General features: G+C 62.5%; 20 protein-coding genes. 8 read left to right on the top strand and 12 right to left on the bottom strand.

The genetic code is table 11. The features are described from left to right. Nucleotides 1-76: 76 nt before the first annotated feature. From prfB to ACRQFC_RS01540, 8 genes are read right to left on the bottom strand one after another with little or no spacing between them, the layout of a single operon-like run. Entirely contained in the window at nt 77-1,276 is a 1,200-nt protein-coding gene (gene prfB / locus ACRQFC_RS01575) for a peptide chain release factor 2 (RefSeq protein WP_284896681.1), read from the bottom strand. 9 nt (nt 1,277-1,285) lie between these two features. Beyond that, nucleotides 1,286-1,753, bottom strand: a complete 468-nt coding sequence (locus tag ACRQFC_RS01570; protein ID WP_284896682.1) for a hypothetical protein — start codon at nt 1,751-1,753, stop codon at nt 1,286-1,288. A gap of 32 nt (nt 1,754-1,785) precedes the next feature. Then, complete coding sequence (locus tag ACRQFC_RS01565) at nt 1,786-2,211, bottom strand: hypothetical protein (protein ID WP_284896683.1); 426 nt, start codon at nt 2,209-2,211, stop codon at nt 1,786-1,788. Further along, nucleotides 2,208-2,702 carry a hypothetical protein gene (locus ACRQFC_RS01560; protein ID WP_284896684.1) on the bottom strand — a complete coding sequence of 165 codons (495 nt, stop codon included), beginning with the start codon at nt 2,700-2,702 and terminating at the stop codon, nt 2,208-2,210. Before ACRQFC_RS01560 ends, ACRQFC_RS01565 begins: the two co-directional genes overlap by 4 nt. Continuing rightward, nucleotides 2,699-2,911 (bottom strand): hypothetical protein, encoded by a 213-nt coding sequence (locus tag ACRQFC_RS01555; RefSeq protein ID WP_284896685.1) that lies wholly within the window; start codon nt 2,909-2,911, stop codon nt 2,699-2,701. Before ACRQFC_RS01555 ends, ACRQFC_RS01560 begins: the two co-directional genes overlap by 4 nt. Nucleotides 2,912-2,952: 41 nt before the next feature. Next, nucleotides 2,953-3,858, bottom strand: a complete 906-nt coding sequence (locus tag ACRQFC_RS01550; RefSeq protein ID WP_284896687.1) for a type II secretion system F family protein — start codon at nt 3,856-3,858, stop codon at nt 2,953-2,955. 15 nt (nt 3,859-3,873) lie between these two features. Next, on the bottom strand, nt 3,874-4,857 hold the full coding sequence (locus ACRQFC_RS01545; RefSeq protein ID WP_284896689.1) for a type II secretion system F family protein: 984 nt from the start codon (nt 4,855-4,857) through the stop codon (nt 3,874-3,876). 2 nt (nt 4,858-4,859) lie between these two features. Then, nucleotides 4,860-6,065, bottom strand: coding sequence for a TadA family conjugal transfer-associated ATPase (locus tag ACRQFC_RS01540; protein ID WP_284896690.1), 1,206 nt, complete (start codon nt 6,063-6,065; stop codon nt 4,860-4,862). 265 nt (nt 6,066-6,330) lie between these two features. Here ACRQFC_RS01540 and ACRQFC_RS01535 point away from each other — a divergent pair, with 265 nt between their 5' ends. Further along, on the top strand, nt 6,331-7,389 hold the full coding sequence (locus tag ACRQFC_RS01535) for a phosphotransferase (protein WP_284896692.1): 1,059 nt from the start codon (nt 6,331-6,333) through the stop codon (nt 7,387-7,389). Here ACRQFC_RS01535 and ACRQFC_RS01530 read toward each other — a convergent pair. Further along, on the bottom strand, nt 7,337-11,254 hold the full coding sequence (locus tag ACRQFC_RS01530; protein WP_284896694.1) for an ATP-dependent helicase: 3,918 nt from the start codon (nt 11,252-11,254) through the stop codon (nt 7,337-7,339). The two genes, ACRQFC_RS01535 and ACRQFC_RS01530, sit on opposite strands and share 53 nt — an antisense overlap. Next, the gene (locus ACRQFC_RS01525; RefSeq protein WP_320753736.1) at nt 11,251-14,700 is read right to left on the bottom strand and encodes an ATP-dependent DNA helicase; all 3,450 of its coding nucleotides are present in this window, start codon (nt 14,698-14,700) and stop codon (nt 11,251-11,253) included. Before ACRQFC_RS01525 ends, ACRQFC_RS01530 begins: the two co-directional genes overlap by 4 nt. A gap of 197 nt (nt 14,701-14,897) precedes the next feature. On the opposite strand from ACRQFC_RS01525, the gene ACRQFC_RS01520 reads away from it, so the two are divergent. Together ACRQFC_RS01520 and ACRQFC_RS01515 are read left to right on the top strand one after the other, a co-directional pair. Further along, the gene (locus ACRQFC_RS01520; RefSeq protein WP_087070621.1) at nt 14,898-15,122 is read left to right on the top strand and encodes a DUF3107 domain-containing protein; all 225 of its coding nucleotides are present in this window, start codon (nt 14,898-14,900) and stop codon (nt 15,120-15,122) included. Nucleotides 15,123-15,381: 259 nt separating this feature from the next. Then, entirely contained in the window at nt 15,382-17,073 is a 1,692-nt protein-coding gene (locus ACRQFC_RS01515) for a DEAD/DEAH box helicase (RefSeq protein WP_284896697.1), read from the top strand. An 85-nt stretch (nt 17,074-17,158) separates the two neighbouring features. Here ACRQFC_RS01515 and ACRQFC_RS01510 read toward each other — a convergent pair whose 3' ends face one another. Both ACRQFC_RS01510 and ACRQFC_RS01505 read right to left on the bottom strand, forming a co-directional pair. Next, a complete protein-coding gene (locus tag ACRQFC_RS01510) occupies nt 17,159-17,785 on the bottom strand; it encodes a MarC family protein (RefSeq protein WP_026429521.1) in 627 nt (208 codons plus the stop codon). 216 nt (nt 17,786-18,001) lie between these two features. Next, entirely contained in the window at nt 18,002-18,841 is an 840-nt protein-coding gene (locus ACRQFC_RS01505) for a PHP domain-containing protein (protein ID WP_284896698.1), read from the bottom strand. 162 nt (nt 18,842-19,003) lie between these two features. On the opposite strand from ACRQFC_RS01505, the gene ACRQFC_RS01500 reads away from it, so the two are divergent. From ACRQFC_RS01500 to ACRQFC_RS01480, 5 genes are all read left to right on the top strand, one after another. Next, nucleotides 19,004-20,530, top strand: a complete 1,527-nt coding sequence (locus tag ACRQFC_RS01500; protein WP_320753627.1) for an aminopeptidase P family protein — start codon at nt 19,004-19,006, stop codon at nt 20,528-20,530. Continuing rightward, nucleotides 20,530-21,819 carry a magnesium transporter MgtE N-terminal domain-containing protein gene (locus tag ACRQFC_RS01495; protein WP_284896700.1) on the top strand — a complete coding sequence of 430 codons (1,290 nt, stop codon included), beginning with the start codon at nt 20,530-20,532 and terminating at the stop codon, nt 21,817-21,819. Before ACRQFC_RS01500 ends, ACRQFC_RS01495 begins: the two co-directional genes overlap by 1 nt. Then, nucleotides 21,812-22,453 (top strand): DUF1003 domain-containing protein, encoded by a 642-nt coding sequence (locus tag ACRQFC_RS01490; protein ID WP_087070615.1) that lies wholly within the window; start codon nt 21,812-21,814, stop codon nt 22,451-22,453. The genes ACRQFC_RS01495 and ACRQFC_RS01490 overlap by 8 nt, the downstream gene beginning before the upstream one ends. After that, nucleotides 22,440-23,597 carry an Mrp/NBP35 family ATP-binding protein gene (locus ACRQFC_RS01485; protein ID WP_284896701.1) on the top strand — a complete coding sequence of 386 codons (1,158 nt, stop codon included), beginning with the start codon at nt 22,440-22,442 and terminating at the stop codon, nt 23,595-23,597. Before ACRQFC_RS01490 ends, ACRQFC_RS01485 begins: the two co-directional genes overlap by 14 nt. 107 nt (nt 23,598-23,704) lie before the next feature. Then, nucleotides 23,705-24,328: an O-methyltransferase gene (locus ACRQFC_RS01480; RefSeq protein WP_284889137.1), complete on the top strand. Its 624-nt coding sequence runs from the start codon at nt 23,705-23,707 to the stop codon at nt 24,326-24,328. Nucleotides 24,329-24,491: the final 163 nt, after the last annotated feature.

Genomic DNA, 24,491 nt, shown 5'->3' with positions numbered 1-24,491 from the left:
GAACAGGCCGTAAAATCGCGCGGGACGCGCCGCGTACCCGGGGAAATTCATGCGTTTCCTCCCCCGCTTTCCCCACTTAGTCACCGGTTTTGTCGCCCGCCTTGTCACTGGTCTTGCTGCCGGTCTTGTCGGCGGTTTTGTCGCTGCTCTTTTCGCCCGCCTTTTCGCCTGTGGCGCGCCAGCGAATACCGGCATCGATGAAGCCGTCAATATCGCCGTCAAAAATCGCGTCGGTATTCCCCGATTCGTACCCGGTGCGCAGATCCTTGACCATCTGGTAGGGCTGAAGCACATAGGAACGCATCTGGTCGCCCCACGAGGCTTTAATATCTCCGCGCAATTCTTTCTTTTCGCGCGCTTCTTCTTCCTGTTTGAGGAGGAGCAGGCGCGATTGCAGGACCCGCATCGCGGCGGCGCGGTTTTGGATCTGCGATTTCTCATCCTGCATGGAGACCACGATGCCGGTGGGAAGGTGGGTGATGCGTACCGCCGAATCGGTGGTATTCACGGACTGCCCGCCCGGCCCGGAGGAACGGAACACATCGATACGAATATCGGTATCGGGGATATCGATATGGTCGGTTTGTTCGATTAGCGGAATAACTTCGACGGCGGCGAAGGAGGTCTGGCGCCGCCCCTGGTTATCGAAAGGCGAGATGCGCACCAGCCGGTGGGTCCCGGCTTCCACCGAGAGCGTGCCATAAGCGTAAGGAGCGCTCACCTCAAAGGTGGTTGATTTCAGCCCGGCTTCTTCCGCGTAGGAGGTATCGAGCACCTTGGTGGCGTAGCCGCTGCGTTCAGCCCAGCGCAGGTACATGCGCTGAAGCATCTGCGCGAAATCGGCCGCGTCCACTCCCCCGGCCCCGGAACGAATGGTCACCACCGCATCGCGCTCATCGTATTTGCCGGAGAGCAGCGTGCGGATCTGGAGTTCTTCCAGCGCTTTTTCGGTGCTCGTCATCTCTTCGCCGAGCGCTTCGTAGAGTTCCCGAGCCGAAGCCGGATCCGAAAGTTCTTCTTCCTGCGCGATCTCAAGGAGCGCACCAGCATCGTCAATACGAGTGCGCATTTTCTCGAGTTTCTCCAGTTCGCTTTGGGCGTGGGACAGCTTCGAGGTGACTTCTTGAGCGCGGGCGGTATCGTCCCAGAGCCCAGGTGCGGAGGATTCTTCCGTCAGCGCGGCGATACGCGCGGTGAGGCCCTCCACATCGGTCACCGCTTCGATTTGGTGAAAAACACTGCGCAGATGGTCAAGACGTTCGGAAAAATCACTCACGGCATAAGGCTACCTCAGGTCAAGGCGCGCCCGGGCCTGCGCACGTATCGGCACGGGAAGGTCCAGTATCGGAAGCCGCACCGTTTTTTCCAGGGCGACGACGACGCCGGCGCTATCCGCGCCGGTATCTGGCAGCACGCGCTCCGCGGGACATGTTGCGGTGGCGAGCTGGCGCACGGTGGCCGGGCTGGGATGGCAATTGCTCAGGGGTGCGCCGCTGAAATAGCATTCGCGGGTGATCTCTTGGCTGATCGCGAGCGCGGCGGAATCGGCCTGCCCCTGGAGTGCGTGCCGGGCGGTGAGGACGGTGGCGAGGTAGATGAAGCCTAAGCACAGCACGGCGCTGAGCGCCCAGGTTCCCAGGCCGAGGATGAGGATATTGCCACGCTCCCGGGTTGCTGCTCGTGCCCGCAGTGCCGGAGATTTCGCCGGGGTGTTCACGGCCGTGCCTGTCGAAAACGATCCACACTTGTTCACGGCCGCGCCTCTCGGAAACGATCGACGGTTGTTCACGGCCGCGCCTCTCGGAAACGATCCACGGTAGTTGAGGCGCTCTGCTCGATAAGAACGGTGCGCCCAAAATAAGCGAGTGGAACCGAGACCTCGACCGTGACCGTGACACGTGCTCCCGGGCTTAGGCACGGGTGGGCGGAGCAGGAGATCCGCGGGGGCGCGCCGCTTAGGGCGGCATCGCTTACCGCGGCATGGACAACTGCCCGAGCTCGCGCTGTTCCGCTGGCCGTGTTGTCCGCGGTTGCGAAACTGCGGGCTGCTTCCTGAGCTGCCTGCGCGGCGACCGCCCGGGCGCGGGTAATCCCGGTGCTTTCCACGGTAAACATGAGGAGCGGGAGAACAAGCATGACGAGGATAGCGAGGGCTTCCAGAGTGCCGTTTCCCTTTTCGTGGATGCCTCGGTGGTTCACCTGGTTTTTCATAACCGTGCTCCTTTCGCGGGTGGCGGGTGGGTGTGCGCCCCGCGAGCGGTGACGACGTGTGCGTGGGCTCGCAGTTTGACTGGGTGTGTTCCCAGGAGGGACGAATATGTTCCGGTGATCTCGACTCGTAGGAAGTCCTCTTCCCCGATGCGGATCACGCTCGCGCTGGCTGTGCACTGGCAGGCGGGGAGCCGCGCGGTGATCTCCGCGGTGGCCTGCGCGGCTATCTCGGGCAGGCTGAGCTGGCGCACCGCTCCCGCGCGAGCGGCCCGCGCCGCGCAATCACGTATCTGTTCGATAGCAAAGACGCGGGCTCCGAGAACCGCGAGTGCCAGGGCAGCGAGGACCACCACCCCGGCGAGCAGGCAAAAATCGACCACTGCACTACCGCGTTCGGAATCTCGCGCGCGAGGAACTGGCGCGCTGGACACATGCTCGGCGTAGAGCGACTTGCCAGAAAACAGCGCTGCGGGTTCAGGTATCAGTGTCATGAAAAACTCGAGATGCGTTCGATGGCGGTGGAGAAGAGATTCGTGAGAGCCGGGCCGGCTACTGCCCAGATGGCGAGCACCAGGCCAACGGTCATGAGGGTGACAAGTACCCAGCCAGGCACGTCTCCGCGTTCGCCGGAATCCGAATCGGTCCACGTTGAGTCTCGTAGATCAGAGTGGATAAGCGCGCCGTGCGTACTCACTGACATAAGTAGTTCCTTTCGCTAGATAGGTTGGTTGTGGCGGTGGTTTATGGGGAGGTGAGGGGAAGGAAGGTGAGTCGGGCCAGGCCCGGGTAGAGGGCGATGACCACGATGAAGGGCAAGATGAGGAAAACAACGGGGATCATCATGAGGATTTCGCGGCGGCCTCCGCGTTCGAGGAGTTGGCGGCGGGCATAATCTCGTGCTTCTTCGGCTTGTACCCGCAAGGTGTCTGCGAGTGGGGAGCCGTGGGCGAGGGCGGCAAGTAAGGCTTCGCATAAGCTTTGCAAGGCCGGGTTGTGTACCCGTTCGTTGAGGTGGCGCAGGGCCGTGGTGAGTGGGTCTCCGGCATAGACATCCCCGAGGGTTCGCCGCAGTTCTTTTCCCAGGGCTCCGCCGGCGAAGCTCGCAACGTATTCGATAGCTCCCACGATGCTGGTGCCCGCCCCCACCGCGATGCTCAGGAGGTGGGCAATATCGGGAAGTTCGGCGGTGATAGCACTGTCGCGGCGGCGCAGGCGCGCGGTGAGCTGAGAGTCCACGGCGAGGATGGCGCCAATGAGGAAGAGCACGGGGCAGGCAGCCGCAAGCGCCGCGGGCAATCCGCGGGCAAGGCAGGCTAGCCCGAGCGCGATGCCGACTGCTCCGGCGAGTACTCCCGCGCGTAATTGGGCAAAGCGGAAGTCTGCGACGTCGCCCTCCCCTAAACGGTGGAGACGGCCCGTAACCGATGCGTGAGTGGAACCGAATTTTTCCGCGCCGCGCAGCACCATCCGGATGATGCGATGGGGCAGGCGCGGGCGGGCACCGCCCAGATAGGGCGCGATGCGCGAGACCAGTGCGGGGCCTGGCCAGAGCCACCACCAGCCGAGAAGTACCAGGCCGGCCGCGGTGATGCTCCCGGTCAGTGCGGGGAGGGGTGCGGGAACAAGTGCGGGAAGGGAAAGAAGCATAGGAGCGCCACCTTTCTACACGGCGGCGCGCCGGGCGCGACTGGGACGGGGAGGCGAGGACGGGCCAGCCTGTGAGGCCGCCGGCGCAGCAGTAGGTGAGGCAACCTGCGAGGCTCCCGGTGATGCTCCCGGTGAACCGGCCAGGACTCGTTGTTCTTCGGGGAGTCGGCCCAGGTGGAGCATGAGCCCGTAGGCGAGCAGTGTGGCGCCCAGGCCACCCAGCAGGATGAGGGTGCCGGTTGGCGAGGTGAAGGCGTCCATCGTGCCCGGCCTAGTGGAGAGCAGGAGGAGGACGAGCCACGGGGCAAGTGCGGCCACCCGTGCCGCGTTAACGGTCCAGGATTGCCGGGCGAGGAGTTCGCCCCGGGCCCGGTTTTCTGCTCGCAGGGATACCGCGAGGGATTCCAGGACGCGGGGGAGATCGTGGCCGCCGTGGCGCACCGCGAGCCGGAGAATTTCGAGGACCCGGTCTGATACCGGATCGTGGAAGGAATCTTTGAGGCGGGTCAGGGAGGCGTCAAAGCTTCCGGTTGTTTCCAGGTGGGTGGCGAAGGAGCGCAGCGCGGGCGGGGCGTCTGGCCGGGTGGCGAGATAGAGAAGAGCTTCGGGGATAGTGCGCCCGGCCCGGAGGGAGGAAAGCAGCTTATCGATGCGGTCGGGCCAGGCCAGGCGCTGCGTATCCCGCGCTTTCCGTCCTGCGTGACGGGCATGCCAGAACGGCAGCCAGAGCCCTACTACTCCCCCGGCGGCAGCGAGGAAAGGATGCCCGGTGCCGAGCACGGCAGCTAAGGCCAGGCCGAGGCCAGAGCCTATGCTTATCCCGAGCTGGCGCCAGGAAATCGCGACACGAGCCGATCCGAGGCGCCCCGGCAGTGCCGGCCAGCGCGAATCGCCAGCGTAGCGCGGGCGATCCGAACCGCACACCACCGCCGAACCGCACAGAACGCGGATAACCGTAAGGATTCCGGTGGTGAGTAAAGCTCCAACGATCAGTCCCATGATCAGCTCACCGTCCGAGTAAGAATGCTTCCATCTGGCCCAAGGCCCATGACCTCCAGGATTTGAGCGACTTTACGCTGCCCGCTGGCCGCCCGGCTTACGTGGATGACGAGGTTAATAGTGGCGGCAACGGTGGGCGTCACGAAGTTCGGGGTGATATTTTCACCGGCGAGGAGCGGGAGAATCTCCAATTTCGTGAGGGCTTCCCGCGCGCTATTGGCGTGAATAGTGCAGGCCCCGGGAATGCCCGCATTGAGGGCCACAAGAAGATCGAAGGCTTCCGCACCACGTACTTCTCCGATAACGATCCGGTCCGGGCGCATGCGCAAGCTTTCGCGCACGAGGTCGCGGAGCGTCACCGCGCCGCGGCCTTCCAGGGACGGCGGGCGTGTTTGCATCGCAACAACATCGGGAAGGTCGATACCCAGCTCAAAAACTTCTTCGGCACTGATAAGACGCTCAGTTGGCGCTATCCCGCCGAGGAGCGCACGCAGGAGGGTGGTTTTGCCGGCCCCGGTTGATCCCGATACTAAAATATTGCGCCCGGCGCTCATGGCTGCGCTCAGGTAGTCTGCCTGCGCTTCTTCCAGCATCTGCACATTCACCAGATCGCTGAGCTTGCGGGCCCGCACCGTGTATTTTCTGATATTGATCGCCCAGTGTCGCGCGGTGATATCGGGAATGGCCACGTGGAGGCGTTCCCCGGTAGGAAGCTGGGCATCAACAAACGGGGTGGAGAGGTCCAGGCGCCGCCCGGAGACATAGAGCATCCGCTCGACCAAGGTGTGGATCTCACGTTCTGCCATCGTGAGATTAATACGAGTGGAAACACCCGAGCGGGCCACAAAGATCTTATCGGGAGCGTTGATCCATATTTCTTCTACTTGCGGGTCGTCAAAGAATTCTTGTAGCGGTCCGTACCCGCTCAGCTGGGAGATGAGGTGGGAGCGTACGCTCTCCGTATTCGCCAGGGCCGCGTGCTCCCCGCGCACTGATTCGTCATTAAAAGTGGTGAGGGTTTCTCCCACGATGGTTTCCAGGAAGGCGGCGTCACGGCGCGGATCAATTCCGCGGTGCCGAATCGTTTCCCGCACCCGTTCTTCTATGGCCTGCCGGGTGGCGGAGGCAGGGCGATAGGCACGACTGGCCGCGTGCGCTGGGCGAGCCGGCGCGAGGCCCGCGGGCCCCGGATATGCCGTTTCGTGCATGGCGCCTCCTTTGGATATTCGGGTAGTGATCGTGGTGAGGTGCTCTCACTGTAGGGTTTTCCTCCTCCGGCAGCAGCGCCTAGCCGGCTGGCTGTGGATAGGGGATGCGTTTCGCGATCATGTGGATAGATCAACGGCCGGCCTATATCCGGGCATTGCAGGCAGACCTATCCGTGCGTAGCGCCAGACCTATCGGGCCGCGGCAGCCGGCCTATATCCGGGGTGTAGGCAAGCACGTGGCTGAGTTTTCGGATAAATTGAGGGGGTGACTACTTCTCCGCTCTATCTTGCTGCGCTTGCCGTCGGGGCTCTCGGCGTCGAGATTGTCTCCACGCGCCAACCGTTTGTTGAGACGGAAGATTTTGTTTCCGGGTGCGTCCTTGATTCTCAGGGGCGCCACTGGATGGTCAAAGTTCCTCAGAATGGCACGGCGGCGACGTCGTTAGAAGCCGAAGCGGCTCTGGCTCCCCAGCTTTTGGAGGAATTGCGGGCCGGTCGCCTACCTTTCGATATTATGCGGCCGGCCGGTTTTGTTGATGCTGATACCGGGGGTCGCGCGGTCGTCTACCCGGAGCCTTTTGGGCGGGCGCTGGTTTTCGAAGCTCTCGGTGAGGAAGAAGTGCGGGAGATGGGCCGCACGCTTGCCGCGATTCACAGCATTGATCGGGATGTGGTGGCTCGTTCCGGGTTGCCTGTCTATACGGCTGGGCAGTGGCGCGCGCGGGTGCGGGCCGAGCTGGAGGCAGCCGATCAAGAAACGTCCCTTCCCACGATTTTGCGCCAGCGCTGGATGGATGTGCTGGATAGTGACGAGGTGTGGGATTTTGAAGAAACGGTTGTCCACGGTGATGTGGCGTCCGATAATTTCTTGTGGTCGAATGGCTCGGTTGCGAGCGTGCTCGGTTTCGGTGAGGCACACGTGGGCGACCCGGCCCGGGATTTAGCGGCGATGCTTGTTCTTGATGATGAACAGTGGCCGAGTTTTATTACTTCTTATGAAAATGCGCGCTCGGTTGAGCTGAGGGAAGCGGATTACACCCGTATTATTTTCACGTCGGAGTTCGCGATTATTCGCTGGCTCATGTACGGGATTCGTACGGGCAGCATGGAGATTAGGAACGACGCCGTCCAGATGCTCGGCGCGCTGGCCGAGGATGTACGTGAGGCCCCGGATTTGCTCCCCGCTCCCCCGGCATCGGAGCCGGTTTTCACAGAAAGTGCTTCCGATGCCGAAGCGAGCGGTGCGGATGAACTAACCGGGGAAACCGCGGTTACTGCTCCTGATTGGGCAGACCCGCACGAAGCAGAATTTCCTCCTCGCTGAGCTTCCCAGCCCGTAGTTCTTCAGCCCTATTTCCCCGCAGGTAGACGAAGGACGCGTCAATTTCCGCGAGGGGGATGCCGTGGGCCCTGGACCAGGCAAGCCGGTAGAGGGCGAGCTGGAGTTCGCGGGCAGCTTTCGTTTCCCCGTAGGGGCGCCGCCCGGATTTCCAGTCCACGATAGTGACCGGGGCACGCCCGGGTACCTGTGAGGTGTCGAAAACAGCGTCGAGTGCGCAGTGGACAACATGCCCCCCGATGACCACGCCGAGTTGCTGCTCGATGGCGAGCGGCGGATAGCTGGCCCATTCGGATGCTTCGTAATTCTCATACATACGCGCAATTTCTTCCGCGCTGAGAACGGGATCATGCTCGAGGGGATCCTCGCTATCAATATTGAGCACGGCGGCGCTCGCGTAACTATCAGCGATTTTTTCGTGCAGAATCGTTCCCAAACGCGCAGCTCGCGAGGGTTGGCGGGGAACCGGGCGGCGTTTATTGAGCAGGTATTCTTCGCGGTGTTCAGCCCGATAGACAAGCTCGGTGGCGGTGTAGTGCCCGCCGGCCTCGGTGTACTCGGATGTTTCGGCTTGCTGTTTGCGTGCGATGAGCCGGCCAATCACCTGGGTGAGTTCGGCGCGCTGGTCAGCATCGAGAGTTTCCGCCTCGATAGGGAGGCTGCGAGCCAGGTCACGCGGCCAGGCAAGCAGGTCGGGCGCCTCGAAATAATGCGGTACCGGTTCGAGGGCCGGCGGGTACACAACTTCTTCGCCGAAAATATCGACGAGCTCGTCCACGCTCAAGCTGTCCGGTGCTATATCCGGGAATCCTTCCGGCAGTTTCACGGAGGAAACCGTGGCAGGTGAAGCAACCAGCGCGAGCTCCCCGCGGGCGGCAGCTTCCCGCACCGCGCTCAGGAAGCACGAGGGAGGCCGCGTTTCAACGCACAGCGCGTTATCGCCCCCATCTGCCGGGGTTTCGGCAGCGTTTTTCTTCGCTTTCTTTTCTGCTTTCTGTACCCTGCCGGACACATCCTTGTCGTCTTGGAAACAGTATCCGGCCAGCAGGAGCTCCCGGGTGGACCGGGTAAAGGCCACGTAAGCAAGGCGCCGCATTTCTTCACTTTCGTGGTACGCCAATTCGTCAAGGAACCGCGCGTAGGTATTCGCGACGGTGACTTTATCGAGATTGCGCGCGCCGGCCAGTGTGAATTGGGGCAGGTACGGGTAGTCGGTACGCAGGGGGTACGGGAAAATACCGGTATTGCGCGGCCAAGCTTTCACGCCTTCGGTCACTTCGGAGAACTGGCCTTTCACGAGTTCAGGTACGACGACGAGGTCACGCCATTCCAAACCTTTGGCAGCATGAACGGTCATCAATTGGATAACCCCGGGGGTAACATCGACCGCGCTCTCCACCCGCGGAATATCTGCCCCGGATTCTTCTTCCCCGCCGTGTTCTTCTGCCTCCACCACATCGAGCCATTCCACGAATTCGCGCATGCCCCGCTGGCTATCACCGTGCGCATAGGTGCGAGCCAGGGAGATGAATTGGTCGATAGAGGTACGTACCCGCTGCCCGCCTTCACTGCGGGTAGCAGCCGCGGTATCGAGGCCGAGCAGGTGGACGGCCCGATCAATCTGATCGCCCAAAGCATTATGCAAACCGGAACGCAAGGACGCGAGGGTGGCATTCAAGCGCCGCAGGCGTTCCCAGCCAATGCTGGAGAATTCGCCGCGTGCGGATCGGGCTGCTTGCCTGAGCTCAGCTTCGCCCGTTTCCGCCAGCTCCGCCGCATCCGCGTGCTCACCTGGGCACTCGCCCCCGTGTTCACCCGAGTTACCCTTCGCATGCGCATCGAGTTGTCCATCCCCATCCGCGTGCTCACCCGGGATGCCCGGGGTGCTCGAGGTGCTTGCCAGGAGCATAAGCGCGTGGAGTGCCTCGCCCAAATTAGCTTCGTCACGGCTGTTGAGAAGGGGTTGCGCGGTGGCAGGTGTACCTTCTGCGCCAGCCGCGCCCTCGTGGCCGGGTGCGGCGTCGTCGTTAATAAGACTGGCACGCACGTCGCTATCGACTTTGGTGACCGCCGCGGCCGCGTAGCGACGCGCCCAGCGTGAGAGCGCGCGGATATCCGCCACCCCGATATTCCAGTGGGCGAGTAAGCGCGCGAGGAGGTCGCCGCGGGCCGGGTTGGCGGCCAGGCCGAGGGCGGCCCGCAGGGTAATGATTTCCGGGCGTGCCACCAACGATTCCCCGCCCACGATCTCAAAGGCGAGGGGCTGAGGCGTGGCGCCGCCAGGGTGAGCGGCAGATTCCCTGGCGAGCTGGCCGTTGAGTTCGCGCAGAGCGGCGGCCATCATATCGATATAGGAGCGTTTGCGGCACAGGACGGCGATCTCTGCCCCGCGCGGTGCTTCACCGCGAGCGCGCCGCTCTTCGTTTTCCGCGGCCACCCGCTCGCGTACCGCGAGGATATGCCGGGCGATACTGCGGTAGGAGTCTTCGCGCAGGAGGGTACGGATTTCGCTGACGCGCCCGGCTCCCGCTCCGGGCCGTTCCCGCAGCCGTAGTGGCGCGATATCGGCACTATCCCCCGCGCTCCCCGCCGTTCCCGCGCTTGTTGGAGCGGGCCTGAGTTCGGGTGGGAAATTCGGGTGGTCGCGATCTTCGCGTAGGAACGTGTCGCGTTCCAAGGGAGTGGCGACGGCGTTGCCTGCCGCGAGCACGGCCCGATCATTACGGAAAGCGGTGGAGAGCTGGAGTTTCTCTACGTGCCCGAAAATGCGGGTGGTGTGGCGTGCGAAGTTCGTGAGGGCGGCGGCGCTGGCGCCTCGCCACCCGTAAATGGCCTGGTTCGGGTCGCCTACCGCGGTGATGGATAGGAAGCCGTCTACTTTCGCGGTGAGGGCGCTGAGGAGGAATTGTGCCTGGTTTTCGTCAGTGTCTTGGTATTCGTCGAGCAGGATGAGGCGATACCGGGAGGAGATTTCCTTGGCAATTTGGGGATAGCGGGTCATGATGCGCCCGGCGATGGCGACCTGGTCGGCGAATTCGGTGACGTTGAGTTCTTTTTTGAGCTGCATGTAGGACTCCACTAGCCTAAGTACGACCTGTTGTTGTTTGGGTACTGCCGCTCCCCCTTTCAAATTGGTGAATTTCTTGGAGGCATCCGGGTACCAGCAGCGTGCGCTCATGATGCGTGTCGAGTCGGCACACAATGCTTCCAAGGCGTGATCTTGGGCGGTGAGGAAAGCCCGGGCTTCTGCTAGCTCCACGCCGTTGGTGAGGATTCCTTGGGCGAAGGTGAGGGCGTCGTTGATGAGGCTGGAGCGGGCGCGTTCGGCAAGGACCGCGGTGCTAGCGCTGCTGGGCAGGGCGCTGACGACCTGATCCATGAGCTGGACGCGTTCGGCATCCGTGATGAGGCGTGCGGTGGGATCGGCTCCGACCAGCATGCCGTAAGCTCCGGCGATGTCGTTCGCGAAAGAGTTGTAGGTGGATATCACGGGCCTGCGCATGGTGCTTCCCGCGTTGCTTCCTTCCGGGGCGAGGAGGCCGAGTTTTTCCAGGCTGGTGTTAACTCGTTCAGCTAGTTCCCCGGCGGCTTTCCGGGTGAAGGTGAGTCCGAGGACTTCATCCGGGCTCACGTTACCGCAGGCAAGGTGGTAGGCGATCCGGTCCACCATGGTTTTTGTTTTGCCCGATCCGGCTCCGGCAACCACGAGGATGGCCGGGGCGGTGGAGGTGATGACCCGGCGTTGTTCCGCGGTGGGTGGGTGTTCTTGGCCGGCGAGGATGCGGTCTAGAGCGGCATCGGGTTCCGCTGGAGCCTGCGATTTAACGTATTCGTGGGGTGTGGGTGTCATGAGAAAATCCGTCCTTCTTGCGTGAGGGGACTAATGGATTGAACCCGGTCATTGGCTTCTTCCAAACTGGGCGAGACCGGTACGAAGCCGCTCACCGCGATCTGGGCGGCGCTGCGCACGCGATCTTCCGCGCGAGCTGCGCTCCCCTCATCAAGAGGTTCTTGGGTGAGAACGGAGGGGCTGTGCTGTTTCTTCAGGAAATTGTGCGGGTGGACGTACACGAGTTCCGCACCGGCAGCCGTGTGTTTTTCACTGAGGGCCCACTGGTAGACCTGGAGCTGGGCGTGGTCCTCCGCCTGTGCCTCGGTGGGCTTATATTTTCCGGTTTTCAGGTCAATGACCCGGGCGCCTTCCCCGCGATTGACGAGGCGGTCAATGGAACCGGATACCCGTACGGGCGGGGTGCCGGGTAGCTCGCGGCTAATCCGGTGTTCCACGCCTAGCAGGGTATCCTCCCGGTGGGAATCAAGGTAGATATAGAGGTTATCGACCATGTCACTGGCTTGGTCGAAGAGGAGTTTGTCGTAATGGGAGGGAGTTTCGGATAGTTTTTCAGGCCAGAGTTCTACCAGGCGGGCGTGCATCTGCTCCTGGTTTGGTTCCTCAGCGAATTCTTCCGCGATGCGGTGAACTAGGGTTCCGATGGAGGCGCTCTCAGTGCCTTCTTCCGAGCGCAGGCCCACCGCGGAACAGAATCCGTCAAGCGGGCAGGCAAGAAGGGATTCCACCGCTGAAGGACTCACGTAGACCGGGCCGGGTACCGCTGCTTCGGTTGAGGTGGCGAGTTCATCCATCCAGGTGTGCGGATCGGCCGCGCTAAATCCGGCGCTACGCATTTTCTCCAGAGCCGCCCGGGCGAAATCGCTGGATTCTCCCCCGGCACGCAGTGCCCGGCGCAGTACCCCAACGGTTTCCTCACTGCTGAGGAGCGCGGGTGGAATCGGTTGGGCAACAAGGGGCCGGCGCCCGAGGGGAAGGGCCATACCCCAACGCGGATCGCTGAGCGAGCGCACGGTGCGTGGAAGATTAGAACCGCTCCTAATATCTCCCGTTCCTGCACCTGCACCCACGCCTGTGCCTGCGCTAACACCTGCTCCGGCTGAGTTTTCTGAGATGTCAAAGCCGAGCAGGGGGAAGAAGCGTGAGGGGGTATCCCCCATACTGTCCGTGGTGGTCACGAGGAGACTGCGCCGGGAACGCGTAACCGCGAAATGTAATTGGCGTAGTTCATCAGCGATGACCGCGGACGTGGAATCGCGATAGACCGCATCTCCGCCAGCCGCGGCGGCCGAACTGACCCCAGAGCCCAAACTGGCCCCACCGGCGAACCTTCCGGTCACAAGTTCACTCAGAAGTCCGGTACCCGTGAGGGCATCACGCGGGCGCGGATTAGGCCATACCCCATCCACCACGTGCATGAGGACAATATGATCCCATTCGCGCCCTTGGGCTCCCGCGGGAGTGAGGAGGGAAACGCTATCGGCTTCCGCCCCGCCCCGCGCAATGGAATCTTCGGGGAGTTCTTGGGAGCTCACTTCTTCCAGGAGAGTATCCACTGTGACAGCCGGGTCACGATCAGCCATGCGTTGCGCCACCCGGAAGAGGGAAATAACCGCATCGAGATTCCGGTTGGCCCGGTCGGCATCAGGGCCGTGCCCGAGGGCTAATTGTTGCCATTCTTCGGATTTTCCAGCTCCCTCCCACGCGGCCCACAGTACTTCTTCCGCTTGCATGGCGCAGCCCTCCCCCGCTTCCCGAATCCGGGCGAGTAGAGCGCGCAGGGGTTCGAGTTCCGCTGCGGTAGGCCCACCGCCCCCGAGGACTGCTCCGGTGAGAAGTTCCGCTTCACTGCCACGCTGCCCGGAGAGGAGGGCTTGGGCGCGCAACCACCGGCCTACCCTTTTGATTTCGAGGGGATCCATGCCGATGATGGGTGAGGCGAGTAATGCCGGGATATCAACGCCCTCAGGGGTGGCGAAGGCGTGCGGGCCGCTGGTGAAGGCAGCGCAGATGAGGTCAAAGAGTGCGGCGACTGCCGGTTCGCGATGCAGGGGCTCATCACTAGCCAGGGGCGCTACCGGGATTCCGCGCCGCACGAGTGCATCGCGGATTCGCCCGTGTTCACTGCGCGCGCGGGTAAATACCGCCATCTGCGCGTAGGGAGCACCGGTGCGCAGGTGTACTTCTTCCAGGTAGGAAGCCACGTAGGCGATTTCTTCTTCCATGTGGGCGAAGCTGGCTCCGCGCAACGCATCATTCCACGGATCGGTTGGCCCGCCGGGCAGTTGATCGGATATACGCGAACTTGCCGCTTCTGCATCCACCCTGGCACCGTCACCATGATCACTGGTATGACCGCTGCCATGATCCGAGAGCGCCGGCCCGGCAGCGCGGTGGGCGTGCACACCCCCGCCCACCGGGAGGGCCTGCTCGATGCGTTGGGCTTGGCTAATAAGAACGGGACCGCCGCGGTGCCGAACGCTGAGGTAAACAAGATCCGCATCCAAGCCGCGCGGAGCGGGATAAGCAAGATCGCCCGGAAGGGAATGCACCCCGCCGCGGAAGCCCTGGACCGCGCTATCGGGATCACCGGCCACAACGATCCGGGTTCCCTGGTCACGCATCACCCGCAAGAGGGGAAGCATGGACCGCGGGGCATTCTGGGCATCATCAACAAGGACCATTGCCCAGCGCGGGCGCGGCACCGGGACCGTGCGGCCCGCTGCCGCCAGATGTTCTTCCCAATCCGAGAGCATATGGGTAGCCGCACCGACGAGCTGGCTGTGATCAAGACGATCCGGGCTAGCGGCCGAACCTGCCAGCGCATCCCCCAAAGTGCGCACCTCATCGTACCGGCGCATAAGCGCGCCGGCCAGGCGCCACATCTGCGCTTGGAGTTCAGGCACGCTCCCGTTTTCAGACCAGGCTTCCAGCTGGCCGGCATCGAGACCAAGTTCGCGAGCGCGAGTGATAAGGTTACGCAGCTCTTGGCGTAATCCGGGAAGATCACGCACATCCTCGGTAACAAAATCGGGGAAATGGATGCCCGAGTATTCATCACTGAGAATCTCACGCACGATGCGATCCTCATCAGGACCGGAGATCAATTCGGGGTTTTCCCGCCCCAGTGCTTGGGCATAGCGCTGCACAATGGCGTAGGCGAAAGCAGAAAGGGTGCGAACCTCCAGATTTTCGGGCCGCACCCCGGCCGCCAAGGTGAGCAGGTGTTGGAGGCGTGCTGCGGCCCGCCGATCCTGGGTGATGACCGCAATATTTCCTTCCTGGAGAGCCGCGCGGGCAATATGGGCGAGGACGGTGGTTTTCCCGCTTCCGGGCGCACCAATAATGCTCAGGGTGCCCGGGGCTAATCCGCCCGCGGACCGTGCCAGAGCCGCGCTGACCGCTGCCTCTTGTGAGGCATCGAGTTGTTCGACGATCCTGTCCACCACGATCCTTTCTTCGCAGGTGCGTTGTTAGGATTAACCATACGAGAGGCTTACGACAAAATTTTTTGTCGTAAGGGGCCGCTACTGTGGAGGCATCGCGAACGCTACTGTGGAAGCATCGCGAAGATGAGCTATTCAAGCTCTTTCACGGCGGTGCTTTACGGCCCCGCATCCCTAGAGTATTCAAGGAGAAACATATGGAAATCGTTATTGGTTTTCGTGAAACTACCCGTGATCTGATTTTGGAAACGGATGCCTCGGTTGAGGAATTGCGCGCGCTTGTCGATGCCAGCCTGGGTGGAGAAGGCAAGCCTTTGCGTATTACCGCGAAGAAGAATCGTGAGGTAACCATTCCCGCCGATGCTATTGCTTTCGTGGAAATCCGCGAACAGGATACCCGCCGGGTTGGCTTCGGTCTCTAGGAAATTCGGGGCGCACGGGAAGTCGCGGCGGCCCGGCCGGGTTCGTGCCGTAGAATAGCCGGGAGCCTGAGGCCGTGTACGCCGCCTCCAGGCGTGATTGATATGTGTAGCTGCCCGGTCGCTGGGGATTGTCGCGATCGGCTGCTACCTCGGGTGGTGTGCTCGGTCGCCAATATGTAATCGGCTGATATGGCATGTATCGCAACTGCTGCACCCACCCCTAGCTCGTGCGCCTTAGCGCACGCAGAAAGGACAGCATATGGCTTCCGGAGTGATTGATTCCTCCCGTGCTCATGAACCCACCGACACCTCCCCCGCCGCTGATATCACCGGCACGGGCGAGGGCCTCGAAACCAAGTCTTTCGCAGATTTCGGAGTTTCCGAACCTATCGTTCGTGCCCTGGAAGAGCACGGCATTACCCACCCCTTCCCGATCCAGGCCCTCACCCTTCCCGTTGCCCTAACCGGGCACGACATTATCGGGCAGGCAAAAACAGGCACCGGGAAAACTCTCGGTTTCGGTATCCCGCTCCTCGAAGTCTCGATAGGCCCGGGAGAAGAAGGCTGGGAAAATATCCCGCCGGCAGATCAGGGTAAGCCCCAGGCACTCGTCGTACTTCCTACCCGCGAACTGGCCAAACAGGTTGCTTTGGAGCTGCGTAACGCCGCCGCCCACCGCACCTTGCGTATCGTCGATATTTACGGGGGGCGCGCCTATGAACCCCAGCAAGAAGCTCTGGCTAAGGGCGTTGAAATCGTGGTGGGCACCCCGGGCCGCATCATCGACCTCATGAAACACGGCACCCTCGTGCTCAGCCGGGTGCGCACCGTGGTCCTCGACGAGGCCGATGAGATGCTCGACCTCGGTTTTTTGGACGACGTCGAAAAAATCCTCTCCGCCGTTCCACCTACCCGCCACACCATGCTCTTCTCGGCAACCATGCCCGGCCCCGTTATCACCATGGCGCGCCGCTACATGACGAAACCGACGCATATCCGCGCCCATACCCCCGGTGATGACAGCGCCACCGTGAAAAATATTCGCCAGGTTGCCTACCGCGTCCACGCCCTGAATAAAGACGAAGTGGTTGCGCGCATCCTCCAAGCCCGCGGCCGGGATCGCTCCATTATTTTCTGCCGCACCAAGCGCAATGCGGCCCGCCTGGCCGATACCTTGCGCGACCGCGGATTCGCGGTGGGATCCCTGCACGGAGATCTGGGCCAGGGAGCCCGGGAACAAACCCTGCGGGCCTTCCGCAAAGGCAAGATTGACGTGCTTGTTGCAACCGATGTTGCCGCCCGCGGTATTGACGTGGACGATGTCACCCACGTCATCAACTATCAGTGCCCCGAAGATGAAAAAATCTACATCCACCGTATCGGGCGCACCGGCCGCGCCGGGAATAAGGGCACCGCGGTCACCTTCGTGGACTGGGAAGATATGCCCCGCTGGTCGCTTATCAGCAAGCAGCTCAACCTCGGGATGGCCGATCCGGTAGAGACTTACCACACTTCAGATCACCTCTACACCGATCTTGATATTCCCACCGATGCCGGCTCCACCCTCCCCGAATCCCAGCGGGTGCTGGCCGGTCTGGATGCCGAAGAGATTGAAGACCTGGGCGAAACCGGGCACTCGCGGGGTGGGCGCAGGAATTCCCAGCGTCGCTCGGCCCGCCAGGGCGGGCGCCGCGGCTCGCGCGAACGCGGGAGCGAACGGCGTTCTTCTTCCACCCGTGGATCGCGCCGTGCCACATCCACGGCCACGAAGACGGAGGGGCAGCGCTCGGGAAGCGGGCGTCGTCGTGCTGAAGAAAAAGAACAGCGCAGCACTTCCGGGCGTACCCGCCGCAAGCTCGGCACCCCTCGCACGCGGGCCGAAACTCCCGCTGCTAGCGAGCAGGCAGGAACGCAGCGGCGTCGTCGTAAACTCTCCCGCAAACTGGACTAAGGCGGATTAACAAGCTCAGGCGGGCACCTCCACATTTCCCGGAGGTGCCCGCCTGGACTTTAAGAATTGCGCGGAAAAGAAGAACCTACGCGGCGCCCGGCCACACGGAAACCGCGCCGGCAATAATAAGCTGCACCGAAATAGCGGCCAACAGCATCCCGGCAATGCGGGTGAGGAACACCGTGCCGCCCTCGCCGAGGAGCCGGTGCATGGGCGAAGCGAAACGCAATACCACCCATTCAATAATGTGCAGCAGGATAAAGGCCGCGATAATCGCGAGGATGCCGCCCAAGGTATCGCCGGATTCCTCCACTTTAATCATGATGGCGACGATCGCGCCGGGGCCGGCCAGCAGCGGAATCCCCATGGGAACCAGGGCGATATTCACCGAAGAAGCCTTCGCCTCTTCTTCTTGCGGATTGGATTCGTCCTGCATGAGCTGGAGGGCGACGAGCAACAGCAAAATACCGCCCGAAATCTGCATGGCGGCGGTGGTAATACCCAGCAAATCCAGAATGTATTTACCGAAAACCGCGAAAATCGCCAGCACAATCGCGGAGGTGAGGACCGACTGCCAGGCCGCGCGATTGCGTTCCTTATTGGTATTACGCGCGGTGAGCGCGATGAAAACCGGGAGGTTACCTAGCGGGTCGGCGATAACGAACAGGGTCATGAAGGTGGACAAGAAGATCGTGACATCAAAGACGGCCACGGGGCAGTACCTCCTGATTCTCCCCGGCGACCAGGTCCTCCACATCCGCAGGAGCGGTTTTACACCGAGCCGGACTTATAACGACACCATCCTAGGACATCCCCGCGAGAATCGAAAAGACATCCTGAAAATTTTCACGGCCGCGCCCGCGCCGGGTAGGAATGGCGCTCGCAGGTACCCGGCTCCCGCCGGAACGCTACGGCAGTGAAGCGCGTTTTAACCTAGCACAGGCAAGGCGGTACCGTCGACCAGCTCGGCGATAATATCCGGGCTCGTGGTGTATTGCCCGAGCCGATTCGTTTTCCCGCGCCCGTGGTAATCACTCGCCCCGAAACCGCGTAGTTGCAAACGTGCCGCAGTGCGTTCCAGGCCCGGCACCAGCGCCGGATCGTTTTCCGGGTGGCGCAGCTCCACGCCGAACAGCCCGGCTGCGGCCATTTCCTCAAAAGCACGCTCGGGCACCACTTTATTGCGCGCGGGCGCCACCGGGTGGGCTAGCACCGCTTTCCCGCCCGCCGCCGTGACCATCCGGATGGCCTCGCAGGCCTGCGGCGCGTAATGCGAAACATAGTAGGGTCCGTGCACGGAAAGATAGTGGGTAAAAGCCGCGCTCCGGGTGGGAACCACACCGGCCGCCACCAGGGCATCCGCAATATGGGGCCGCCCGACGGTCGCCCCCGGAGGCGTATGAGCCACCACATCGTCCCAGGTAATGGGCACGTCCGCGCTGAGCTTTTCCACAATGGCCCGGGTGCGGGTGAGCCGCGACGCCCGCGTGGTAGCGATATGCTCCTGGATCGCACGGTCATGCGGATCGAAAAGATACCCGAGGATATGGCAGGTGATCCCTTCCCATTTCGTGGACAACTCCATGCCACGGATAAGTACGACGGCGCAGGAGGCCGCCGCAGCGGCGGCCTCCTCCCATCCGGCCACCGTATCGTGGTCGGTGAGCGCAATTCCGGCCAGGCCGATACTCTTGGCTTCCTCCACGAGTTCGCGTGGAGTGACCGTGGAATCGGAGGCGGTGGAATGAGTGTGGGTATCGATAGCCATGCTCTCCAGCTTAGTCGGCGCTGGCCGGGCGGGGCGCGCGGGTAGCAGCCGACCGGGGCACGCCCCCGCTATTGTGCCGGTACCCCGGAGCGTCCGCGCCCAACGCTGCCCGCGGCGCCGGAAAAGTTCGCGGGGCTTTTTATGTCGGCAAAGGGTGCGATAATGGACGGTATGACTACCAAGGGACAGCACGATCAGGATACTGCGCAGCAAAATTTGCGCGCCCGCGGAAATAACCGTTCTCAGCAGCCCAGTAACCTCGAGTTTCGGGAGTTCATGGGCTCGGATTGGGGGCCCCGGCCCGAACCGGCACCGCGCACGGAAGTGGCAGATTATTTGCCGGCCCGCCACGCCGCCCTTTCCGCGCTTTTCCCGGGTGAACGCCTCGTGATCCCGGCCGGGGAAACGAAAGTCCGCGCTAATGACACCGATTACCGCTTCCGCGCCCACTCTGCTTTCTCACATATGACGGGCCTGGGCGGGGAACAAGAACCCGGCGCGGTCCTTGTTTTCAATCCGCGCGAAGAAGGCGGGCATGATGTCACCCTCTACTTCTACCCGCGCGCCTCGCGTTCCTCAGAAGAGTTTTATTCGGATCCGGCCCACGGGGAATTCTGGGTGGGGGCGCGTCCCTCCCTGGAAGAAGTCAGCCGCGCCACCGGTTTGGCCACCGATTCCCTGGATAACCTTCCCGATGCCCTCGCGAAGGACCTCGGGGAAGGCCAGGTGAGCATCCGGGTGCTCGCGGAGGCATCGGAGCAGATCACCGCGCAGGTAAGTGACTTGCGTGCCGCGGCCGGACTCTCGCAGGATTCCGCCCAAGATGTGGAGCTGGCCCAAGCTCTCTCCGAACTTCGCCTCATTAAAGATGATTTTGAAGTGCGGGAAATGCGCAAAGCGGTGGAAGCCACCTACTCCGGTTTCGATGAGATTATTCGTAGCCTGCCGCGCGCGGTTGCCCACCATCGCGGGGAACGCGTGGTGGAAGGGGCGTTCTTCGCCCGCGCCCGCGAAGAAGGCAACGGCCTGGGATATGACACCATCGCAGCCTCCGGCAACCACGCCAATACTCTCCATTGGATGACGAATGATGGTGAGGTGCGCGAAGGCGATCTTATCCTCGTGGATGCCGGGGTGGAACTCGATTCTCTCTACACCGCGGATATCACCCGCACCCTCCCGGTCACCGGCACCTTCACGGAAGAACAGGCGGAGGTCTATAACGCCGTGTTGGAAGCTGCTGAGCGCGCCCTGGAAGTGGCCGGCACCCCCGGCGTGAAATTCAAGGATGTGCACGCCGCCGCCATGGAAGTTATCGCCGCGCACCTGGAAAAGTGGGGTATGCTCCCGGGCACTGCCGCGCAGTCCCTGGCCCCCGAAGGCCAGTACCACCGGCGCTGGATGCCGCACGGTACCTCCCATCACCTCGGCTTGGACGTGCATGATTGTGCGGCCGCCCGCCGAGATATGTACCTAGATGCGGAACTCAAACCGGGGATGGTCTTCACCATCGAACCGGGGCTCTACTTCCGCGAAGATGACCTCAAGGTTCCCGAACGTTTCCGCGGCATCGGGGTGCGTATCGAGGACGATATCCTCATCACGGAAAACGGCGCTGAGCGCCTCTCGGAAGATATACCGCGGACCATCGCTGATATCGAAGAATGGTTCACGCGGGTGCAGCGCTAATGAAAACCTCGCAAAATTCTCGCGTTTTTATTGGGCGGCTGGCCGGTACCCCCGTCTACGATCCCATTGGCGACCAGGTGGGTACCGTCCATGATGTCGTCGTGGTGTTCCGCGTCAAAGGGGTGCCATCCGCGGTCGGGCTCACCATTGATGTGGTGGGGCGGCGGCGGGTCTTCCTGCCCATTACCCGCGTCACTTCCATCGCAAACGGCCAGGTCATCATTACGGGTGTGCTCAATATGCGGCGCTTCCAGCAGCGCAGTTCGGAAACACTCGTTATGGCCCAGCTCATTGACCGCGAAGTGGTGGTGCGGGAAACCGGCACCCGCATGAGCGTCGTGGACGCGGCCATTGAGCCGCTGCGCGGGCGCGAATGGGGCCTCACCCAGGTGTATGTGCGCGGAATCGGCACGAATTCGCGCCATTCGGAAATCCTCAAGGTGAGCGAAGTGGCCGGCCTGTCCACCGCGAGCCACACCCAGGGAGCCGCTTCAATAGTCTCCCAGCTGGTGGATCTCAAGCCGTGGGATATTGCGGAAATTTTGCGTGATTTACCCGAGGAACGTATGCAATCGGTCGCCCGGGAGCTTACGGACGAAAAGCTCGCGGACGTCCTGGAAGAACTCGGTGATGAGGACCGCGTCACGGTGCTGGCCGGCTTGGATGTGGAACGTGCCGGTGACGTTCTGGACGTGATGCAGCCCGACGACGCGGCCGACCTCATGGCCGATCTGCCTTCTGAAACGGCCGCGATCCTCCTCGACTCCATGAGTGAGGGCGAAGCGCAAGATGTGCGCCGCCTCCTCACCTATGACGAGCGCACCGCCGGTGGTCTCATGACCCCCAACCCGGTGATCCTCGGCCCGGATGATACGGTCGCCCAAGCCCTGGCCGCAGCCTCCCGCCCGGATATTCCGCCGGCGTTGGCCGCGGTAGCTTTTGTGTGCCGCCCGCCTTTGGAAACTCCCACGGGGCGGTATCTGGGCGCGGTACATATCCAGCGGGCACTGCGCGAACCCCCGACCACAATGCTCGGTTCCATTCTGGATCGCAATACCGAAGGTGTGGATCCGGAAGCCCCCATCGGTTCGGTCACCCGCGAATTAGCCACCTATAACCTCACCGCTGTCCCGGTAGTAGACCAGGGGCTCCTCCTCGGGGCGGTCTCCGTTGACGACGTTCTCGACCACCTCCTCCCCGAGGATTGGCGCGATATGGATGATTCCTGGGAGGGCGCGGATTCTGAAAACGCCGCCGCATCCACGACGAACGAGGTGAACCGTGGCTAATGATTTCAATGAACCACTCGAACGCCGCAGCCGCTTGTTTCGGCGCCGGCGCCGCAAAGATCCGGAAGCTGCCGGGCGCGCCGCGGAAAGCATTGCCCGCTTCCAGGGCACCGCGAGTTTCCTGGTTTACTTGACCATTTTCGTGGTGGCGTGGCTGGCGTGGAACACCATGGCCCCCGAAAAATGGCAATTCGATTCCGCCGAATTTGGTTTCACCGCGCTCACGCTCATGCTTTCCTTGCAGGCCTCCTACGCCTCGCCCCTCATCCTGCTGGCCCAGAACCGCCAGGATGCCCGGGATAAAGTGAGCGCTGAGCAGGATCGCCAGCGTGCTGATCGCAACCTGGCGGATACCGAATACCTCATGCGTGAAATTGCGGGTTTGCGCGATGCGGTCGGCGATATGGCCACCCGTGATTTTGTGCGTTCGGAATTGCGCGATTTGCTCCACGAGCTTGATGACCGCAATATTGACCGCGCTGCCGAACGCGAAGAACGTATCCGCGAATTGCAAGAAGAACTCGATGCGGTCAAGGCCCAGCGCGAAGCCCGTGATGTCCCGGTTGATCCGGGAGATGACCACGCCCGCGCCGCGCTTGACCGCCCTAGGGAGGAGCCCGGTGCCCACGAGTGATCCTGTTTCCGATTCGGTGCCGCGCTCACCCGCGGCCACTGCCCTCACCAAGGATCGGGTTCTGGAAGCCCTCTCCGGGGTTATCGACCCGGAGCTACGCCACCCGATTACCGAACTGGATATGATCCACGGGCTGCGGGTGAGCCCGGAAGGTGATGTCACCCTCACGGTGCTTCTCACCACCGTGCACTGCCCGCGCCAAGACGTCATTGAAAAGGAAGTCCGCGAAGCCATTTCCCCGCTTGAGGGCGTGGGTACTATCACCATCACCATGGGTGCCATGACCCCCCTCCAGGTGCAACACCTCCAGCAGAAGCTGCGCGGAGGGCGCACCACCCGGGAGATCTCTTTCGCGCGCCCCGACTCCCCCACCCGCGTTATCGCGGTGGCCTCCGGAAAAGGTGGGGTTGGTAAATCCTCCGTCGCCGCGAATCTCGCGGTTGCCCTGGCCGCCACCGGCCAGCGCGTAGGCCTCATCGACGCCGATATTTACGGTTTTTCCATCCCCGGGATGATGGGAGTGGATACCCCCGCCCAGCAGCTCAACGGCATGATCATCCCCCCGGTCGCCCACGGCGTGAAAGTCATGTCCATCGGCATGTTTGTGCCCGGGAATACCCCGGTGGTCTGGCGCGGCCCCATGCTCCACAAAGCCCTCGAACAATTCTTTGCGGACGTCTACTGGGGAGATCTAGATTTTGTTTTCCTCGATTTACCGCCGGGAACGGGCGACGTCGCTATTTCTTTGGCTCAGATGCTGCCCCGCGCAGATATCCTCGTTGTCACGACGCCGCAAACTGCCGCCGCGGACGTGGCTGAACGGGCCGGTGCAGTTTCCAAGCAAACTGAGCAGACTGTTATCGGCGTCGTCGAAAATATGTCCTACCTGGAACTACCGGACGGAACAAAAAATACTATTTTTGGTTCCGGTGGCGGGCAGCTCGTCGCCACGAATCTCAGCGCGACCCTCGGGTACCCGGTTGAGCTTCTCGCGCAGATTCCGCTGGAGCCGGCGCTGCGGGAAGGCTGCGACGCGGGAACGCCGTTCGTCCTCGATATGGTGGACTCCCCCGCGCGCGATACTCTGCGCGGCCTAGCAGCGCGCATCCAAGAGCTACCGCGGCGCGGGGCGCCGGCTGACTAACGTGCGTGCGCTCCGGCCAGCTAGCCCGGCGCGCATACCCCGCGTCATGGCGCAGCGCACTATGATAGAAACACTGCTGCGCACGATCCCTGTTTTGGAGGAGGCTTATGTCCGATCGGACCCTGGCGTGGACATACGCTGAAGACGCCGTTATCGAGGGGGATATTACCCGAGCGGCCCGTGCCACCGCCGCTGAATTCTCTATTCGCTGCGTGAGCCCGGCCTGCGGGAACTTCCTCACCGTGCTGGCGGCCTGCGCGAAGGTCACGAACGCGGTGGAAATCGGGACGGGCAGCGGAGTTTCCGGCCTCTACCTGCTGCGGGCCGGGGATATTCACCTCACCACGATTGACGTGGAGTCCGAAGCCCAGCACGTGGCCCGCTCGCTCTTCGCTCGGGCTGGGGCACGCCCCGGGAAAGTGCGCATTATTAACGGTCGCAGTGCGGATATTTTGCCGCGGCTAGCGGCCCGCTCCTACGATATGGTTCTTGTCGACGGCGATCCCCTCGAGGCTGCCGGCGACTGTGAAGAAGCCTTGCGGATTTTGCGCCCCGGCGGCCTCCTGGTGGTGGCTGGCGCCCTCCAGGGCGGCAAAGTCGCTGATCCGGCGCGCCGCGAAGAACCCGTCGTCGCGATACGGCATCTCATTAAGGCGCTTATGCGCGCCGAAGAGCTCGATAGCAGCCTGGTGCCCCTCGGCGATGGCGTGCTGGTCTGCCGCCTGCGTTAACCGAACCGCCCTCCGATCTAACCGGGCTGCCCTTCGAACCAACCGAACCGCCCTTCAGATCCAACCGCGCCATGCTTGAGCACGCCGGTTTCTGAACGCACACTATCCGCAGGTTTCCGAGAGCTCCGCGCGCTCCGAGCACTCCGAACGCATAACATCCGGG

Source organism: Actinotignum inguinis, from assembly GCF_051265835.1.
Classification (GTDB): Bacteria; Actinomycetota; Actinomycetes; order Actinomycetales; family Actinomycetaceae; genus Actinotignum; species Actinotignum timonense.
The sequence above is the reverse complement of the archived record's forward strand: the minus strand, read 5'-3'. Positions and strand labels throughout refer to the sequence as shown.